This window comes from Pyxidicoccus sp. M6 (assembly GCF_055568925.1).
In genome coordinates this window covers 1,251,573-1,268,504 of the sequence record NZ_CM145714.1, presented here as the reverse complement: position 1 = coordinate 1,268,504, position 16,932 = coordinate 1,251,573, and the positions used below count along the sequence as shown (strand labels likewise).

Annotated in this window: 17 protein-coding genes; 9 read left to right on the top strand and 8 right to left on the bottom strand. The window is 69.5% G+C overall.

Annotated elements, in window-relative coordinates:
• The first annotated feature begins 130 nt into the window (after window positions 1-130).
• From ACVTJA_RS05405 to ACVTJA_RS05380, 6 genes are all read left to right on the top strand, one after another.
• Window positions 131-2,227 carry a serine/threonine-protein kinase gene (locus ACVTJA_RS05405; protein ID WP_465834365.1) on the top strand — a complete coding sequence of 699 codons (2,097 nt, stop codon included), beginning with the start codon at window positions 131-133 and terminating at the stop codon, window positions 2,225-2,227.
• Entirely contained in the window at window positions 2,199-2,795 is a 597-nt protein-coding gene (locus tag ACVTJA_RS05400) for a tetratricopeptide repeat protein (RefSeq protein WP_465834363.1), read from the top strand. Before ACVTJA_RS05405 ends, ACVTJA_RS05400 begins: the two co-directional genes overlap by 29 nt.
• Window positions 2,792-3,718, top strand: coding sequence for a hypothetical protein (locus tag ACVTJA_RS05395; protein ID WP_465834362.1), 927 nt, complete (start codon window positions 2,792-2,794; stop codon window positions 3,716-3,718). The genes ACVTJA_RS05400 and ACVTJA_RS05395 overlap by 4 nt, the downstream gene beginning before the upstream one ends.
• A 262-nt stretch (window positions 3,719-3,980) precedes the next feature.
• Window positions 3,981-4,415, top strand: a complete 435-nt coding sequence (locus ACVTJA_RS05390; RefSeq protein ID WP_465834360.1) for a DUF3291 domain-containing protein — start codon at window positions 3,981-3,983, stop codon at window positions 4,413-4,415.
• A gap of 58 nt (window positions 4,416-4,473) precedes the next feature.
• On the top strand, window positions 4,474-4,893 hold the full coding sequence (locus ACVTJA_RS05385; RefSeq protein WP_465834358.1) for a hypothetical protein: 420 nt from the start codon (window positions 4,474-4,476) through the stop codon (window positions 4,891-4,893).
• 30 nt (window positions 4,894-4,923) lie between these two features.
• Window positions 4,924-5,370 carry a hypothetical protein gene (locus ACVTJA_RS05380; protein WP_465834356.1) on the top strand — a complete coding sequence of 149 codons (447 nt, stop codon included), beginning with the start codon at window positions 4,924-4,926 and terminating at the stop codon, window positions 5,368-5,370.
• A 20-nt stretch (window positions 5,371-5,390) separates the two neighbouring features.
• Here the strand turns inward: ACVTJA_RS05380 and ACVTJA_RS05375 are convergent, their stop codons facing one another.
• The 8 genes from ACVTJA_RS05375 to ACVTJA_RS05340 all read right to left on the bottom strand — a co-directional run bounded on the left by ACVTJA_RS05375 (window position 5,391) and on the right by ACVTJA_RS05340 (window position 13,584).
• On the bottom strand, window positions 5,391-6,932 hold the full coding sequence (locus ACVTJA_RS05375; protein WP_465834354.1) for a pyridoxal phosphate-dependent decarboxylase family protein: 1,542 nt from the start codon (window positions 6,930-6,932) through the stop codon (window positions 5,391-5,393).
• Complete coding sequence (locus ACVTJA_RS05370; RefSeq protein ID WP_465834353.1) at window positions 6,929-7,801, bottom strand: MBL fold metallo-hydrolase; 873 nt, start codon at window positions 7,799-7,801, stop codon at window positions 6,929-6,931. Before ACVTJA_RS05370 ends, ACVTJA_RS05375 begins: the two co-directional genes overlap by 4 nt.
• Window positions 7,802-7,806: 5 nt before the next feature.
• Entirely contained in the window at window positions 7,807-8,880 is a 1,074-nt protein-coding gene (locus tag ACVTJA_RS05365; protein WP_465834351.1) for a fatty acid desaturase family protein, read from the bottom strand.
• A gap of 90 nt (window positions 8,881-8,970) precedes the next feature.
• Complete coding sequence (locus ACVTJA_RS05360) at window positions 8,971-9,189, bottom strand: tautomerase family protein (RefSeq protein WP_465834349.1); 219 nt, start codon at window positions 9,187-9,189, stop codon at window positions 8,971-8,973.
• Between the two features lie 136 nt (window positions 9,190-9,325).
• Window positions 9,326-10,159, bottom strand: coding sequence for an iron-containing redox enzyme family protein (locus tag ACVTJA_RS05355; RefSeq protein ID WP_465834347.1), 834 nt, complete (start codon window positions 10,157-10,159; stop codon window positions 9,326-9,328).
• Between the two features lie 731 nt (window positions 10,160-10,890).
• Window positions 10,891-11,709 carry a hypothetical protein gene (locus ACVTJA_RS05350; protein WP_465834346.1) on the bottom strand — a complete coding sequence of 273 codons (819 nt, stop codon included), beginning with the start codon at window positions 11,707-11,709 and terminating at the stop codon, window positions 10,891-10,893.
• 8 nt (window positions 11,710-11,717) lie between these two features.
• Entirely contained in the window at window positions 11,718-12,083 is a 366-nt protein-coding gene (locus tag ACVTJA_RS05345; RefSeq protein WP_465834345.1) for a response regulator, read from the bottom strand.
• Between the two features lie 28 nt (window positions 12,084-12,111).
• On the bottom strand, window positions 12,112-13,584 hold the full coding sequence (locus ACVTJA_RS05340) for a DUF7125 family protein (RefSeq protein ID WP_465834343.1): 1,473 nt from the start codon (window positions 13,582-13,584) through the stop codon (window positions 12,112-12,114).
• 84 nt (window positions 13,585-13,668) lie between these two features.
• On the opposite strand from ACVTJA_RS05340, the gene ACVTJA_RS05335 reads away from it, so the two are divergent.
• From ACVTJA_RS05335 to ACVTJA_RS05325, 3 genes are all read left to right on the top strand, one after another.
• On the top strand, window positions 13,669-14,334 hold the full coding sequence (locus ACVTJA_RS05335) for a hypothetical protein (RefSeq protein ID WP_465834341.1): 666 nt from the start codon (window positions 13,669-13,671) through the stop codon (window positions 14,332-14,334).
• Window positions 14,335-14,456: 122 nt separating this feature from the next.
• Window positions 14,457-16,031, top strand: coding sequence for an ATP-binding protein (locus ACVTJA_RS05330; RefSeq protein WP_465834339.1), 1,575 nt, complete (start codon window positions 14,457-14,459; stop codon window positions 16,029-16,031).
• A gap of 144 nt (window positions 16,032-16,175) precedes the next feature.
• On the top strand, window positions 16,176-16,865 hold the full coding sequence (locus ACVTJA_RS05325; RefSeq protein ID WP_465834337.1) for a hypothetical protein: 690 nt from the start codon (window positions 16,176-16,178) through the stop codon (window positions 16,863-16,865).
• Window positions 16,866-16,932: the final 67 nt, after the last annotated feature.

Genomic DNA, 16,932 nt, shown 5'->3' with positions numbered 1-16,932 from the left:
GCCCACGCGGCCCCCAAGCTAGGACCTCGCTCGTCGGGTTGGCTACCCACCCCCCGCATGTGCACCGTCCGCCAGATGACAGCGGCTTGCACGACGGGGCAGCGCGGCTTCACAATGACGTTGTCAGCACATGGCATCGACCGAAGACGCATCGGGTGCCCGGCGCGATGGGCCCACGCCCCAAGACGCGCCCACCGAGCCCCCCACGCCGCAGCCGGCTCACACGCTGGGTGCATACCTGCGAGGTATCGGCCGGCTCTCCGCGCGCGAGGTGCTGGAGCTCGTCGAGCCGCTGAGCGTCTTCCTGGAGCAGGCGGCTGCGCCCGCGGGCAGCGCGCTGACGGCGGACCGGGTGGTGCTGGAGGAGGGGCTGGCGCGGCTGTCCGCGTCCCTGGTGCCCGGTGCGGGCGTCGCGCCCGCGGCCCCGAGAGAGCGCGTCCGGCAGCTCGGGGCGCTGCTCTACGAGGCCGCGTCGGGACAGCCTCCGGGGACACCGCCGCAGCCACTGGAGGGTGAGCTGGCGTCCCTGAACGCGCCGCTCTTCCGCTGCCTGGACGCGGAGCCGGAGGCGCGGTTCGCGGATCTGGAAGAGGCGCGGAAGGCGCTGCGCTCGGCGGTGGAGTCCGGTGGAATGGAGGCGACGTGGTTCCGCACGCCGCCTCCTCCGGAGACACCGGTGCCTCCGCCACGGCCGGCCGGTACGAGCCCGGTGGCCAACCTGGGTGAGGTGCTCGGCAACTACCAGCTCGAGCGCGTCCTCGGCGAAGGCGCCATGGGCGTGGTGTACGAGGCCCGGCACGTGCGGCTGGACAAGCGGGTGGCGCTGAAGATTCTGAAGCCGCAGCACGTGGTGGACCACTCGCTGGTGCAGCGCTTCTTCCAGGAGGCGCGGGCGGTCAACGCCATCAACCACGAGAACATCGTGGAGATTTTCGACTTCGTGGAGGAGCCCGCTCCCGCGCAGGCGATTCCGCGCATCTACTGCGTGCTGGAGTTGCTCCAGGGCGTCAGCCTGCGCGCGCTACTGGAGCGAGAGGCGCTCTCCGTGCGGCGGTCGGTGCGCATCGTCGAGCAGCTCTGCGCGGCGCTCGGGGCGGCGCACCGGACGGGCGTCGTGCACCGGGACATCAAGCCGGACAACGTCTTCATCACGGCGCGAGGCAATGAGCCGGACTTCGTGAAGGTGCTCGACTTCGGCGTGGCGAAGCTGACGAGCGGGCGGCTGGCGAAGAATCCTGAGACGTTCGCGGGCGCGGTGATTGGCACGCCGGGCTACATGGCGCCGGAGCAGGCATCGGGCCTGGAGGTGGATGGGCGCGCGGACCTCTACGCGGTGGGCACGGTGCTGTACGAATTGCTCACCGGGAAGCGTCCCTTCGAGCCGACGAACCTGGGCACGTGGGCGGTGGACCTCATCGTGAAGCCTCCTCCGCCGCTGCCGGAGACGACGCCCGCGGGAGAGCCGATTCCGCCCGAGCTCGCGGCCGTGGTGCTGCGCTGTCTGGAGAAGGCGCCGGAGGACCGCTTCGCTTCGATGGACGCGCTCGCGGCAGCACTGCGGCCGTTCGCGCACGGGCCCATTCCGCTCGTGGTACCGGCGGTCGTCACGCCGGTGGCGGGCTCGACGCAGCTGGCGGTGGGTGCTTCAGCTCCGGCGCTCGTGCCCGCGCAGTCGTCGGTGGAGGTGACAACGCCGACTCCGCTGCCCGTGCTGGCTCGGGTGATGGAGCCCGCGTCGCGCAAGCGCCGGTGGCCGTGGCTCGCGGTCGCGGGCGCGGCACTGCTCGCCATTCCGGGCGCCATGGTGTGGTCGCGCGGGGAAGCACCGAGCGTTCCGGTGACCTCACCGGTGGTCACCACCGGGGACAGGAAGCAGGTGGAGCCACTCGTGGAGGTGGCGCAGCCCGTCGCGACACCGCTCGAAGCGCCCACGCCAACCGAGGTCGTCCTCGAAGTCCGCTCGACGCCCTCCGGTGCGAAGGTGATTCAAGACGACACGGGCGAGACACTCGGCGTCACCCCGCTCCAGCTCTCCGTGTCCGCGCCACGCGACCTGCGCTTCGAGCTGCGCGGCTACCGTCCGGCGCAGGCCACGGCGAGGCCCGAGCCGGGCGCCCACGTCGACGTGACATTGGCTCCGAACAAGGCCACGACAGGAGGCAAGCCACCGAAGCGAGGCGCTAGACTCCAGTCCACCGATGGCCTCCTCAATCCGTTCCAGAAGTAGCTGGCTGCCCGTCGCCCTGCTCCTGCTCGCCGCCACTGCATCCGCCGAGCCGCCGAAGCCGGGCCCCCCGGGCAAGAAGGAGGACCTCAGGGCCCAGGCGCGAGCGCTCTTCGACAGTGCGCAGCGCGAGTACGACCTCGGCAACTTCAACGACGCGCTGAGCGGCTACTCGGAGGCGTACCGCCTCGTGCCGGAGCCCGCGCTGCTCTTCAACATCGGCCAGTGCCACCGGCAGCTCGGCCAGTACGAGCGCGCCGCGTTCTTCTACCGCCGCTATCTCGCGCTGGACCCGGGGTCGCCGGACGCGCCGCTCGTCAACCAGCTCATCCAGCAGATGGAGGCGAAGCAGGCCGAGCTGGAGCAGAAGTCCCGCCCCACCACGCCGCTCGCCGTGCCCCTGACGCCCGAGCAGCAGTCCACGGAGCCCAGGCCTTCCGGCCCCGCCTTCCTGCGCAGCCGCTGGTTCTGGGCGGGCGTGGGCGTCGTCGCCGTCGGCGCCACCACCGCGGTGCTGCTCACGCGCTCCAGTGAGCCGCGCGCCAACCTGGGCACGGTGACGGTGCCATGAGCCGCGCCAGCCGGGTCCTCTTCGCGCTGCTCCTCACCGCCGCTGTGTCGTGCAGCGACGGCGACACATCCCTCTTCCTGCGCGTCGAAGGCGCGGACGGTGCCACGCAGCTGGAAGTCCTCGGCCTGCGCGACGGCGAGCCCTTCTTCGGCCCCGAGCGCCGCCCCGAGCAGGAGGGCACGCCCTTCACTGGAGAGCAGACGCTGCGCCTGCGCTTCAACACTCCGTCCGACGTTCCCTTCGAGCTCCAGGTCGACGCGCTCGCCCAGGGCGTGCCCTTCGCCCGCGCCCGCGTGGAGGCCACGCCGCGCAAGGGCGAAGAGGTGGAGCTCCGGGTGACACTGTCCCGCCTGCCTGACGACCCCGGCCCCCTGCCTGACGGTGGCACCTCCGACGGGGGCACGTCGGACGGAGGCACGTCGGACGGCGGAGACGACGCGGGACTGCCGGACGCTGGAGGCGACGACGGGGGAACGCCGGACGCGGGGCTCCCGGACGCGGGCGGCGGCACCTGCACCACCTGCGTCCAGCCGGGTGGCGGGTGCGTGCCCGCCACGTCGGCGCGCGCCTGCGGAGGCAGCGGCGTGGCGTGTGTCGACTGCGTCGCCGACGGCCGCGCCAACCAGTGCACCGCGGGCGGGGCCTGCTCGTGCGGCACCCGGGGCACGCCATGCGGCGAGGGTGAGCGCTGCGAGGGGGACACCTGCGTCTGCGACCCGGACACCTGCGCCGGCTGCTGCGACGGCGCCTCCTGCCGCAACGGCAACACGGTGGGCGCCTGCGGCATCAACGGGGCCGACTGCACCGACTGCACCCAGACGAACAAGGCCGACAACTGCGGCAACGGGGGCTGCCGCTGCGGCACCGGCGAGCTCTGCCCCGGACTGCTCAGCTGTCGAAGCGGACAGTGCGTGCTGTTGTGACGGGAGCGCCACCGAATCCGGGCAGGCGCACTCCACCGCCAGACCCGGGGCATGACGGCCCGCGTCGGTCTTGCGTGCGACCTCAAGAAAGACAATGACGCAACACCACACGCAGCGTCATTGAAAGCATTGCCCCGAAGTATCAGCTGGATATAGTCGCGGCCCCTTTTGAGGCATCAGGAAATTTTCGATGACGACTGGCAATTACCACCTTGCTCAGCTAGCGATTTCGCTCGCCCGCGAGCCTCTTGATCATCCATTGATGCAAGACTTTGTCGCGCAGCTCCGCCCGGTGAATGAGCTGGCGGACCGCTCGCCCGGGTTCGTCTGGCGCCTCCAGACGGGCGAAGGCAATGCCACGGGCGTGCGCGGGTTCGACAACCCGCTCATCCTGCTGAACATGTCCACGTGGACGTCCATCGAGACGCTCTTCGACTTCGTCTACCGGAGCGAGCACGTCGTGCCCTTCCGTGAGCGCCGCAAGTGGTTCCTCCCGGTCGAGGGGCCGCCCTACGTGCTCTGGTGGGTCCCCGCCGGGCACCAGCCCACGGTCGCGGAGGCCAAGGAGCGGCTGGAGCAGCTCCAGCGCGAGGGGCCATCCGCCGAGGCCTTCGACTTCCGGCACCGCTTCCCTCCGCCGGGCCAGGAACTGGTGCCCACGGCGGCCCCCAAGCCGCGCAAGACAGACGCCGCCTGAGCCGGCTCAGCGCAGTCCCACCCGACGCAACACGTCAGCCAGCGGAGCGCATCAAGCCATGTCAGGCATCGTCGAACTCAGCCAGCGGGAGGTCATTGAATTCCACCGCGTGCTCGAAGCGTGGCTGCGGGGGGCGAATCCCCGCTCCACCGCGGAGGCCTCGCGCATGGGGGACGCACTCGGTCCCCAGTGCGTCCTCGTCGCCCCCGGCGGTGTGGCCGAGGAGAAGGCCGTGCTGCTGGGCCGGCTCCTCCAGGCCCACGGCTCCAAACCAGACATGGAAATCACCATCGACAATTTCGCCCCGGTGTGGTCTCGCGACGATGTCGCACTGGTGAGCTACATCGAGTGGCGGAAGTCCGGTGGGCAGACGACGGGCAGGTATGCCTCCGTGTTGTTCCGCGCGGCGGAGGCGCCTGGCGGAGTCCATTGGCTGCACATCCACGAGACGTGGATGGCGAACCACGGCCCCCGGTAGGACTGTCTCCCCATCCGTCAAGGAGCACCTGTGCGACTCACTGCGCTCGCCGAGTTCGAGCTGAGCTACACGTGGTTGGAGTACCTGGACTTTGGCTCGGGCGGCCAATACCTCTCGATTGTCGAGGGTGCCTTCACCGGCGAGCGGCTCGCGGGCGCCGTGCGGTTCTTGAACGCGCCGGTGAAGCGGCCCGACAATGTGAACCTCCCCGCGCTCAAGGGCGTGCTCACCACCCGGGCGGACACCAAGGTCTTCGTGGAAATGAATGGCGTCTCGCTCCTGAGAGCCGCCGACGCGGCGCGCGTCTGCACCGCCTCCGTCATGTTCCGCAGCGCCGACCCGGACTACGCCTGGCTGAACAACGCCTTCGGCCTCATGGAAGGCGTCCTGGACGCCTCCAACCGGGCGCGAGGCCGCATCTATCTGTGTGAGAACACCGTGGGCCTGGACGACGAGGCCCCGGCACCCGGCCGATAGCGGCGCGGAGCGCCGCCCACTCAGGCGACCTCGCGCCGGGGCCGTCCGGGCCGCAGCTCCGCATCGAGCTCGGCCCCCAGCTGCCTCACCATCGCCGGGAGGCTTTCGATGTCGGCGAGGGTGGTGCTGTTGTTCACGATGCAGACCCGAAGGACGGCCATCCCGTCCACCTCGGTATGCGAGGGATAGGCGGCGCCACTGCGCTGCAACCGCTGGAGGAGCTTCTTGTTCAGCGTGTTGAGGTAGTCGCGGTGCTCCGCCGCGCCCGCCGCGAGGTCCGCGGGCACATAGCGGAACGTGGTGATGCTCAGCCCCTGCGTCATGGCCTGGAGCTCCGGCTCCTCCTGGACGCGGGCATGAAGGTGGCGGGCGAGCCGGATGTCATCTCCAATCATCCGCGCATAGCCGGACCTGCCCTCGCGTTGCAGACACAGGCGGACCTTGAGCGCGCGCAGGCTGCGCGTCGTCTGCGGGCCCAGGTCCCGGAGCTGGAGAGTCTCCGGGCCCCCCAGGAGGGCCTGCTCCTCGCTGCTCGCGTAGTAGGCCGCCCCCTGGTGGAACGTGTCGTACAGCACGCGCCGGTCCCTGGTCAGCAGGCACCCGACGTCGGCGGGGATGTACATCCACTTGTGAGGGTCGATGACCAGCGAATCCGCCAGGCGGAGGGCCTGCAGCTCCGGGGGCGCGTCCGGCGACAGCACCGCGAACCCGCCGTAGGCGCCATCCACGTGGAACCAGAGCCCGTACCGCTGACAGACGGCGGCAATCTCGGGCAGCGGGTCCACCGCACCGGTGCCCGTGGTGCCCGCCGTCGCGACGACCATGAACGGCTTGAGGCCGGCTCGCACGTCCGCCTGGATTCGCTGCTCCAGCTCCGCGACGCGCATGCGCCCGTCACGCTCCGTGTCCACCTTGCGGAGCGCCCTGGCGCCGAGCCCACAGATGTTGACGGCGGACTGGATGCTCGTGTGTGACTCTCCGCTCGCGTAGAGACACAGCTGCTCCCCCGCGCTGCCCGTCACGCCCTGGCTCCGTACGTCCCAGCCGGCCCTGGCGTGCAGCGCCGCGCGCACCGCGACCAGGTTGGCCAGGGAACCACCGCCCAGGAACACCCCGCCGCAGTCGGTGGGAAAGCCCACCAGCCGCGCGAGCCAGCGCACCGTCTGCGCCTCCATGGCCACGGTGATGGCGCAGGTGGGGTAGCTGGTGACGGGCGGATTGACGACCGAGGCAAGCAGGTCCGCCAGCGCCCCCAGCGGGCTGGGGGCCCCCATGATGTAGGCCCAGAAGCGAGGGTGGGCCGTGGAGACGGCGTTCTGGCTGAGGAGGGAGAAGGCCCGCTCCAGCACCTGCGCGGACGCCGTCCCGTCCTCGGGAAATGGGTCGGCGTCCAGCAACTCCCGAATCCGGGGGGCGGCCTGTTCCGAGCGGATGGGCTGCTCGCGCAGCCCCGCGAGGTAGTCCCCCAGCTGGTCCACGAGCTGATGCCCCAGGGCACGAAACTCGGCGGCGGACATGGCAGCGCTGTCCGAGCGGCCTCGCGAGTCGCCGGACTCCGTCATGGATGCGCCTCGTCGGCCTTGGCCAGCTCGGCCGCGACCGCGTTGGCACCGGCGGTGATGAACGACTCCAGGTAGTCCGTGGGCAGGTGCGCCTTCATGACCCGGGTGAGCTCCGCCTTCGCCTCGTCATCCAGGGTGGGGCGTCCCTTGGCGAGCTTGCGCACCGCCTCGCGGTAGGCGTGCAGGTAGCGGCGCTGGGTCTCCAGGCGCTCCTTCGGAGCGGCGCCCTCGCCATGTCCCGAATAGAGGGTGCGGCACGCGGCGAGCTTCTTCTCGAGGATGTCCAGGTTCTTCAACCACAGGGCCGAGTGCCCGTCGTTCATGAACGAGTGGACGCCGTTGAAGATGATGTCTCCCAGGAAGGCCACGGGCGCGTCCGAGCCCACCACCCAGTAGCTGTCCCAGTGGGACTCGCCCTCGCCCACCTCCCCCACGGTGAAGGGGACGCCATCGAAGGAGAGCGTCTCGCCGTCCTTGACGAACCGGTTGGGAAACCGCCGCTTCGCCGGCCAGTCGGCGCCGAACACGGGCTTCCACTGCTTCTCCTTGGCGTCGTCGATGCGCCGGATGACCTGGTCCACGCCCTTCGTGGCAATCATGGGCACATCCAGGCCCGCGGTGACCTCGTGCGCGCCGTTGTAGTGGTCCGGGTGCCCGTGGGTGATGAGCAGGGCGACGAGCGGCTTGCCGATGGAGTCAATCATCGCCCGGAACGCCCGCGCGTCGGAGACCCGCATCATCGCGTCGATGGCGACGACCGAGCGCGGCGTCTCGACGGCGAAGGCATTGGTGAACAACCCCTCACATCCCGAGTTGACGACGTGGACCTTGAACGCGGCGGGGGCGGAGGACTTGCTCTCGAGTGGCATGGGGTTCACCGGGTGGAGGAAGGCTCTGGGACGACGGAAGAGGGCCCGGAAGGAGCGCCGGGCCGAGCGGCCTCGCCCGCGTCCGCGGCCATTCGCGCGAGCTCACGGTAGAGGGCTCGCAGGCCCCTGGCGGGCTCGGGGGACAGTCCCGCCTTGCACAGGAGCGCGCTCAGGAGGGGGAGGTCCACCGCGACGACGCCCGGGAACACGTGGTGCTCCCGGTGCAGCGTGCGCGGCAGGTAGCTGATGAACAGGCGCGGGAGCAGTCCCAGCCGGGTCGACCGCGCGTTGACATTGAGGTCGTCCGACTCCAGCGTCCACCGGTGCTCGGTCAGGTCCATGAGCGTGAGAATCATGGGGTAGACGGTGTACATCGGGAGTATCCACAGCAGCAGGAAGGGGCGCCACAGGTCGAAGTACGCCACGGCGCCAAGCGCGACAGCGAAGAAGACCAGCTTGATGCGCCGCTCCCGCTCCATCTCCGGGTCATCCCGGAACGGGAGGAACAAGGCCCGCAGGTGGTTGTCCCGCCACTTGATGGTGACGTCCCCCTTGGGCGGTACGTAGTCCTGACGCCCCCGGAAGAACTCGAGCACGCTCAAGAGCCCCGCCCTGACGCAGGTCCACACCAGACGTCCCGGCGAGTACGGGCGCGTGGTGTCCCCGCGAAGCTGCCGCCCGAGCCAGTTGGGGTCCTCCGGGGTGAACAGGTTGCGGTGATGCAGCAGGTGCACCCGTCTCCACTGGACGAAGGACCAGGCCTCCGGGTGATGGAACATCACCAGGTTCGACAGCACGGTGCCGATGCCGACGTTGGCCTTGTGGGAGAGAAAGAGGCCGTAGTGGCTGGCATCGTGGTTCAGGATGTACAGCGAGTGCTGCCGCCCCGCGATGAAGACGATGGCGAGGAGCGTCACCAGGGGATGGCGGAAGTAGGCCTCCGCCGCGATGGCAAGCCCGATGGCCGCATAGACTGTCGCGTAGAGCAACACGCTGCGCCAGGGCCGGGCCTTGTGCAGCGCACGCACCTGCTGCCAGGCCTCCTTGGGAAGCAGATGGCTGGCCTGGGAGCCGAGCACAGGCCATTCGCGACCGCCCTCGGCCGCGAGCTCAACCGCTCTGGATTCTGGTTGTGTCATTCCCCACCTCACGCCCGGGAAGGCGGACGCCTAGAGCTTCTCACCACGGGCCCGGGCCGCGCGCCGCAACGCCACACTCGTTCCGTGGACGCCCCAGTTCTCCGGCTCGATTTCTTGAATGACAATAAACGTAGTCCCGGGGTCCTTCTGCAACACGTCCACGAAGACCTGGGTGATGCGCTGGATGAGCTCCAGCTTCTGCTCCGTGGCGAGCTTGTCCCCGGTGAGCTGGATGTTGACGTATGGCAATTTCTAATCCTCGGACAAAACAAGATGCGAGCAGGGCTCGCCTGAGAATGGCGGGAACGGACGGCCAGGCCCATGACAGACCTGGCCGCCGCGTCATCCCGCGTGAGACAACGGTGGCTGGGTCATCCCCCTACCATCAGGGGACCTTGTGGGCACCCCGGTAGGGACCGACAGAGGCCTCCTTGATGCCCTGAATCCGGGAATAGAGCTTGTCGACGACGGCGCCCGCGGTATCCAGCCGGAGCATGATGCCCAGGACGAGCTCCGGCATGGCTCCCGGGTTGCGAGCCAGCAGCGGGACGATGATTTCGCCCATCCAGGCGTTGGCATGCTCCACGTCGACGGTGGTGTGCTCCAGGAGGTACGCCAGCGGCTTGTCGTCCACCCCCAGCCGGCGCCAGCCTTCAATCTGCCACTCGAAGCGGCCGGGAATCATCGTCTCGGTCGCCAGGAGCGCCCCGAGGATTTCCGTGAGCCGGGAGCGGTTCGTCGCCATGCTCATGTACATGTTGACGAGCGCCAACTCCTCGCGCACCAGCAGATCCATCCGCTCCGTATAGACATCCTTGGGCAGGTCCAGGAAGTCCATGAGGTTGAAGCGCATGTTGCGGTGGACCCGGGGGTCCTGCGCGTGGCCGACCTCATCCCAGAAGTTCTTCGCCAGCTCCAGCTTGATGCCGCCATACACGCCCGGCAGCATCAACGCGATGATGTCACCGAAGAGCACCTCGAGCGGCGTCTCCTGGAGGAAGAACTCACGCATCTGCTCGAAGGTGGCCTTGTCGCGCAGGAACGCGAACATGGGGTGCGTGACGTTGGACGGGTGGGAGCGGACCGTCTTCGTCACCCACTCCCGGAACTCAGAGGCCGGCGGCAACGACTTGAGGATGGGCTCGTACTTCTTCAGGGATGCCTGGTGCCAACACTTCTCCAGGATTCCCTTGAGCTGGGTAAATAGCAGGTCCCCCACATTGAGGCGCTCCACCTCCCAGGGCGCGGTGAGCTGCGCCATGTTGATGGCATACAGAACACGGTGCGCCTCCGTCAGCGCGGCCTCGTCGCCCCCCTGAAAGGCATTCCGCCCCAGGAGCTCCACCTGCTCCCGAAGCTGATTACGCGCGCCCACGGGCGTACCATCAAAATCTCGGGAGTAAAGCCATGCCTTCACTTGCGCATGGAGGCCTTGAGGATTGCTTTGCGTCGACATTCGACTTCCCTCGCGAGGAGGAGGCCCGAAGTTAATTGTTTGCATGACGCACCGCCCCCCCTCCTAAGTTTCGGTCGCGGCGCACAGGCTCTACCATGCGAGACTCAGCCTTGGAAAGCTTGAAAACACTACAATCCGAGTGAAATCTGCCGCGCTATGTCATGGCGCAAGCGGTCACCGACTCGCAGGTTGCAACGGCCGCCGTGATTCTGAAAGCAACAACGACGGTGACAACTAATTCCCGCAGCCGTTCACCCTCGTCACCGGGTACCGCGGCCATGCGCTGACGTGCACCGCGGGCGGGGGATGACGCGCGAGGACGTGCTCCCGCATACGCAGAGCGTCATCTGCGATGCGTCATCAACCTCGAAGGGCACTTCTCCCAGCGCGCAATCTCGCGGGCAACGCCGGCCGTCTTCTTCTCCGCGCACACCATGCCCCCGCGGAGAAGCCCGCCCACGTCGCGCTCCACGCGAGCCGCGGCTCAGCCACCCTCAGTGACGAACACGCGGGGCGGGGGCGCGAACACGAACCTCCATCTGGGCCTCACCGGCCACCACCGTGCTCAGCACCTCCTGCTGCGCCGGTGACAACCGCGCCACGGCGCGCAGCGTGGCCACCAGCAGCACCGCCTCGGTGGGGTTGGGCACGCTGATGCCGTCCGGCCCCGTCTTCAGCGGCATGGGCAGGCGGGGCACGCGGCCGGCGGCGGACAGCGCCTCCACCGCGTACGCGGGAGTCGTGTCCAGCGTGACGGCGATGGCGGGAAGCTGCGTGGCCGCATCCCCCTGCCCTCGCGCCTGCATCTCCATCAGCATCTGCAGCGCGCCCGGCTTGAAGTACAGCGCCAGTCCCGCGCGCCCGTCCCCGGTGTGGAACACGCAGCCCTCGAAGGTGTGCGTCAGCGGCCCGGAGACCACTATCTCGAAGGCCTGGCTGTCATCCCAGTGCGTCCACGGCCGCGCATCCCAGTACTCCGTGGCCGCCTGCACGAAGAGCAGCGCCTTGTCCGAGCCGAGCCCGGACAACCCCCGCTGCCCCCACGCGAGGAACGTCGCAATCGCCGCGCGCGACGAGAGCGCCGCCTGCGGAGGCTCCGCCACCTGCACCCCGAGCGCCGCCCCGGCCTCCGCCAGGTCCGGCTCGCAGCGCACGTCCTCCACGTCCACGCCCTCCAGCAGGGCCCGCACACCCGCCTCGTCGTCCGCCTCGAAGACGGGCGCGGACGGCTCGCCCGTGTCGGAGATGCGCAGGTACACCTGGGTGGTGCCCTGGCTGAGGGGCACGGGGCCGAGCTTGAGCAGGTGGAACATGGGACCTCTCAGCGCTGCTTCGAATCCAGGGCCTTGCGGACCTGCTTCAGCAGCGTGCCGATGTCGAAGGGTTTCTGCAGGAAGGGCACGTCCGGGTACTGCCGGCGCAGCACCGTCACGTCCACGGCGCTCATCCCCAGCAGGGACACGCGCTGGTACGCCGGCTCGGCGCGGATGCGCGCGATGAGGGCCGGCCCGTCCAGCACCGGCATCATCCAGTCGGTGAGGACGAGGTCGGGGCGGAGCTCCGCCATGCGCTCCAGCGCTTCACGGCCATGAGAGGCCGCCACGACGCGGTAGCCCTCCTCACGGAGAAGGTCCGCCAGGGCTTCCAGGATGCCCTGCTCGTCATCCACCACCAGGACCGTCTCCATACGGGCGGGGTTGCTCCTCGCGGTTCGTTCAGGAATGGCCACCGCCCGGATGCCGGGCAAGGCCAGTCAGCAGGGTGTCCACGGCGACGCTGAAGGGAGGCAATACCTCGATACCCTGACGCGAGATGACGAACTCGCGCAGGGTGGGGTCGTAGTCGGTGTCCCGGAGCTTGAAGATGGACAGCAGCCTGCGCAGGCGGCCCTCGAGCTCGACGTGGCGCAGGAAGAAGAGGTTCTCCGCCACCGCGGACGGGCCCGTCTCCAGCGGCACGTCCAGCACCGGGCCGAAGAGCCGCGGCGTCTCCAGGCCGAAGAGGGTGGTGGTGCCCTCGCAGCGCAGCTCCTGGGTGAGCGCCGCGAAGAAGGACGCCATGCGCGACGTCTCCGGCGTGGACTGGCTCATGGCGCTCAGGCCGTCCACGAAGACGCGCTTCACCTTGCGCTTGCGCACGTCCGACAGGAGCTGGTCCGCGAGCACGTCGAGGATGCACTCGGCGGGGGGCTGCCAGATGATGTTCAGCCGCCCGTCGTCCACCGCGCTCCTCAGGTCGATTCCCGCGGACGCCGCCTTGTTGAGCAGCCGGTTGGGTGGCTCGTAGAAGCCCATGAGGAGGCAGGGCTCGCCCTGCTTCAGTCCCTCGGCGAGCAGGCTGCTGCCCATCATCGTCTTGCCGACCCCGGGAGGACCGAGCACGAGCGAGGTGGAGCCCGCGGCCAGCCCCTCCGGGAAGAGCGCGTCCAGCGAGTGGATGCCGAAGTGGACGCGGTGGGCGCCCGGGTCCGGCGGCGGCGCGCGGCGCACGCGCGCCTCCAGGCGGGGGAACACCTCCAGGCCCGCGCTTGTAATCCGGAAGCTGTGGACGCCGGCCAGCGTGGGGCTGCCGCGGAACTTGCGCACCTGCAGCTCGCGCCACGAGCGCACGCCCGCGGTGCGCTCGCGCAGCTCCAGGATGCCGTCCACCATGGTGTACTCCGGGTGCACGGTGGGGCCATCGCTGGTGAGCATCAGCGAGGTGAAGCGCGCCAGGCCCGCGGCGACCTGCAGCTCGTGGATGAACTTCTTGAAGTCGCGGTTGCTGCCGGCCGCCTCCTGCGCCTGCACCAGCCCGTCCAGCACGAGGATGCTCGCGTTGTGGTTGCGCACCTCGCGCCGCAGGAGCTCCAGCAGGCCCGGCAGCCCCTGCTCCTCCAGGGTGCGGAAGCCGCTGACGTAGTAGACGCCCTCGGGCAGCAGCGCGGAGTCGAAGAACGCCATGTCGCGCATGTTGGACAGCATGCGGGAGTGCGACTCGGCCAGCAGCGTGACGTAGAGGCAGCGCGCACCTCCGCGCGCCTGGTGGTAGCAGAGCTGGTTGGCGAGGAGCGTCTTCCCCGCGCCGGGCTCACCCACGACGATGTAGACGGCGGACGGCACGAGGCCGCCGCCCAGCACGGAGTCGAGCCCTGGCACACCCGTGGAGACACGCGCGTCCGTTCGCGCGGGCTGCTCGGAAGAGGACATGATGGCCGCTCATACCGTAAAACGCCCCTGCCGCGCCGCCCTATTGAACCCGAAACGTCGCCCCCAGGTGGGCGCGGCCCCTCCATGAGAAGAGCCCTCCTCGCCGCAGCCGCCCTCTGCCTCCCGTCGCTTCCCTCCCACGCCGAGCTCGTCATCGTCGTGGACGGAAAGCTCCACGCGGTGCCTGGCGCCGCCGCCCTCTTTCCCACCGGCAAGGTGACGCAGCCCCGGCTCGCCGCCGCCACCTTCCTGAAGCTGGAGCGCGACTGGAAGGGCGCGCAGGGCCACTCCTTCTTCTTCCTCCAGGGGCCGGAGGCGCTCCCCTCCTTCGCACTCGCGAAGAAGCCCACGAAGCCGGCGGTGCCGAAGCTGGAGGGCTGCGGCAGCCACCCCATGGCGTGGCTGTCGAAGTCCACCGTGGTGGGGAAGCTCAAGAAGAAGACGCCGAAGGGCACCCTCTTCGTGGAGGTGCCCGCGGGCTTCACGCCCGCCACCGGCGCGCCGCCCGCGGAGCTGACCGAGGCGCTGAAGCAGCGCCTCACCCAGGGCGGGGACATGGACGACGCGTCGCTGAAGACGCTGGTGGACGGTTGCATGGCCAACACACGCGTCTTCACGAAGGCGGGCGAGCAGCTCGCCTACAGCAGCTGCGTGGACGACCTCAACGAGACGTTCCGCATCTTCCGCCGCCTGGAGGGCGCCGCCTGGACGTGGGTGGAGGACCTGACGCTGACCGACGAGTGTCCGTAGCGCGGTGCACGCGCACGGGCGCACGCGCCCCGCTGGCCGCCTGGGCCTCGGGGCGCCGCCCGTGAAGCCGGGCCCTGCGGCGTTCCCCGGACCGATGAAATGTTGGTTCATGGAGGAGCGCGATGGCAGACATCCAGCCAGACCCGGCGAGCACGCCTTCGGCTGGAGCCCCGGACCTCCAGGAGACGGCGCGGGAGCTGTCGCGCGCCTGGCGTGAGCACGAGGCGCTCATCGACAGCGTCGACGGCATCGTCTGGGAGGCCGACCCCTCCTTCTGCTTCACGCTCGTGAGCAGGCAGGCGGAGCGGTTGCTCGGGTATCCGGTGCGGTGCTGGTACGAGCAGGGCTTCTGGCTGAAGCACCTGCATCCGGACGACCGGGAGTGGGCGGCCAGCCACTGCCGCGAGGCGGCGGAGCAGTGCCTGCCCCACGAGCTGGAGTACCGGATGCTCGCGGCGGACGGGCGTGTCGTCTGGCTGCGGGACATCGTCACGGTATTGCCCGGCGAGGACGGCAGGCCCCGGCGGCTGCGCGGCATCATGGTGGACGTCACCGCGCAGCGCCGGACGCAGGAGCACCTGGAGCAGGCGGTGTCACTGCTGGAGGCCACGCTCGACTCGACGGCGGATGGGCTGCTGGTGGTGGCACTCGATGGGCGCGTGCTCGCGTCCAACAAGCGGTTCCACCAGATATGGGGGCTGGACGGGACGCGGGTGGGCTCGCCGGACGCCCCCCTCCTCGATTCAGTGCGTGCCAAGGTGAAGGACCCGGACGCCTTCATGGCGCGCGTGCGCGAGGTGTATTCCACGCCGGATGCGGAGAGCTTCGACGTCATCGAGCTGCGCGACGGGCGCATCATGGAGCGTTATTCGCTGCCCCAGCGGCAGCGCGGCGTCGTCACCGGCCGCGTCTGGAGCTTCCGGGACATCTCCCCGCGCGTACAAGCGGAGCAGGAGCGCGAGCAACTGCTGCGAGACGCGCACGAGGCCATCCAGGTGCGCGACGACTTCCTCTCCATCGCCTCGCACGAGCTGAAGACGCCGCTGACGCCGCTGCGCCTCAACCTCCAGATGTTGAAGCAAGCCCTGGAGGCGGACCAGCCCGTCACGCCCCAGCGCGTGGACAAGGCGCTGGGCCAGGTGCGCCGGCTGTCGGCGCTGGTGAACGACCTGCTGGACGCCTCCTGCGTGGGCGCGGGGCGGATGGAGCTGCAGCGCATGCCCATGTCCCTGCCGGAGCTGGTGCGCGAGGTGTTCTCCGACTTCCTCACGGTCAGCGAGCCCCATGTGCTCACGTATGACGCCCCCGACGAGGACGTACGCGTCCTGGGCGACCGGGGCCGGCTGGCGCAGGTGCTGACGAACCTGCTGGAGAACGCGCTGAAGTACAGCCCGACGGGCGGCGAGGTGCGCGTGTCGCTCACGCACGCCGGAGGCGCTGCCGTCATCACGGTGGCGGACTCCGGCATCGGGATTCCGAAGGAGGAGCAGGCGCACCTCTTCGAGCGCTTCTTCCGCGCGCGCAACGCGCCGGTGTCTGGCTTCGGAGGCCTGGGGCTGGGGCTCTACATCTGCCGCGACATCGTCGAGCGGCACGGCGGCCACATCTGGATGGAGAGCGAGCTGGGGCACGGCTCCACGTTCCACGTCTCGCTGCCGGTGCTGGCCGCGCAGCCGCTGCACGAAGCGCGCGTGTGAGCGAGCGGCTGGCCGCGCATGCGGGGACACACGGGAGCGGGCCTGCGGGCGCACGGTGCCCACGAGCGTGCGAGCTCGCGAGGTGGTGTCCGGCGTCCATCACATGCCTACCGTGAAACAGGACACACGGCATGGGAGGAAGACATGGTCCAAGCGGGTGGGCATCGGGTCCTCGCGGGACTGCTGGGGGCGACACTGCTGCTGGGAGGATGCAGCTCGGGACGTGCCAACACGAAGGTGGATGAATCCTGGTTGGCACGCGTCCCTCCGGAGCAGATGGAGCCGGTGCACGTGGCACGGCTCACGCAAAACAAGGCACAGGACGAGACGACGCGCGCCAGGGTGTCGCTGGAGGACGCGAAGCGCGAGCTGAGCGTGGCGGAGAAGAACGAGAAGGCCGCGAAGACCCGCGTGGACGCGGAGAAGGCAGCGGTGGCGGCCGCGAGCAACATGGGCCAGAACAAGGGCGTTGCCCAGGCGCAGCAGGGGCAGCAGGCGGCGGAGCTGGAGCACCAGGCGGCCCTGGCTGAGCTCGACTACCGCAAGCAGGTGGTGAAGACGCGGGAGGCCATGGAGAAGATGCGCACCCGCGAGCTGGCGGTGGCGGACGCGGAGTTGTCGAGGACGGAGTACCAGGCGCTCGTCAACAGCGGAGACACCCGGGCCGAGAAGCTCAAGGCCGAGGACTTCGACAACGCGCTGTCGAAGGCGCGGAGCGAGGCCGCACAGCAGCAGCAGGAGGTGGAATCCCTGCTCCAACAGCAGCGCCAGTCGCAGGCGAAGTGGCAGCAACTGGACTCGCAGGTGCGCGCCTACGGAGGCAGCGGGCGCTGAGCATCACGGCGGCGCGGCGTACGGCGGCGGTGTGAGCGGCGCTCGCTCCACACCGCTGCTCACCGGC

What these genes read in the sequence shown, in the direction of transcription:
- ACVTJA_RS05405 (WP_465834365.1), top strand. Translation starts at nt 131, where the DNA reads ATGGCATCGACCGAAGACGCATCGGGTGCCCGGCGCGATGGGCCCACG.
- ACVTJA_RS05400 (WP_465834363.1), top strand. Translation starts at nt 2,199, where the DNA reads ATGGCCTCCTCAATCCGTTCCAGAAGTAGCTGGCTGCCCGTCGCCCTG.
- ACVTJA_RS05395 (WP_465834362.1), top strand. Translation starts at nt 2,792, where the DNA reads ATGAGCCGCGCCAGCCGGGTCCTCTTCGCGCTGCTCCTCACCGCCGCT.
- ACVTJA_RS05390 (WP_465834360.1), top strand. Translation starts at nt 3,981, where the DNA reads ATGCAAGACTTTGTCGCGCAGCTCCGCCCGGTGAATGAGCTGGCGGAC.
- ACVTJA_RS05385 (WP_465834358.1), top strand. Translation starts at nt 4,474, where the DNA reads ATGTCAGGCATCGTCGAACTCAGCCAGCGGGAGGTCATTGAATTCCAC.
- ACVTJA_RS05375 (WP_465834354.1), bottom strand. Translation starts at nt 6,932, where the DNA reads ATGACGGAGTCCGGCGACTCGCGAGGCCGCTCGGACAGCGCTGCCATG.
- ACVTJA_RS05370 (WP_465834353.1), bottom strand. Translation starts at nt 7,801, where the DNA reads ATGCCACTCGAGAGCAAGTCCTCCGCCCCCGCCGCGTTCAAGGTCCAC.
- ACVTJA_RS05350 (WP_465834346.1), bottom strand. Translation starts at nt 11,709, where the DNA reads ATGTTCCACCTGCTCAAGCTCGGCCCCGTGCCCCTCAGCCAGGGCACC.
- ACVTJA_RS05345 (WP_465834345.1), bottom strand. Translation starts at nt 12,083, where the DNA reads ATGGAGACGGTCCTGGTGGTGGATGACGAGCAGGGCATCCTGGAAGCC.
- ACVTJA_RS05340 (WP_465834343.1), bottom strand. Translation starts at nt 13,584, where the DNA reads ATGTCCTCTTCCGAGCAGCCCGCGCGAACGGACGCGCGTGTCTCCACG.
- ACVTJA_RS05335 (WP_465834341.1), top strand. Translation starts at nt 13,669, where the DNA reads ATGAGAAGAGCCCTCCTCGCCGCAGCCGCCCTCTGCCTCCCGTCGCTT.
- ACVTJA_RS05330 (WP_465834339.1), top strand. Translation starts at nt 14,457, where the DNA reads ATGGCAGACATCCAGCCAGACCCGGCGAGCACGCCTTCGGCTGGAGCC.
- ACVTJA_RS05325 (WP_465834337.1), top strand. Translation starts at nt 16,176, where the DNA reads ATGGTCCAAGCGGGTGGGCATCGGGTCCTCGCGGGACTGCTGGGGGCG.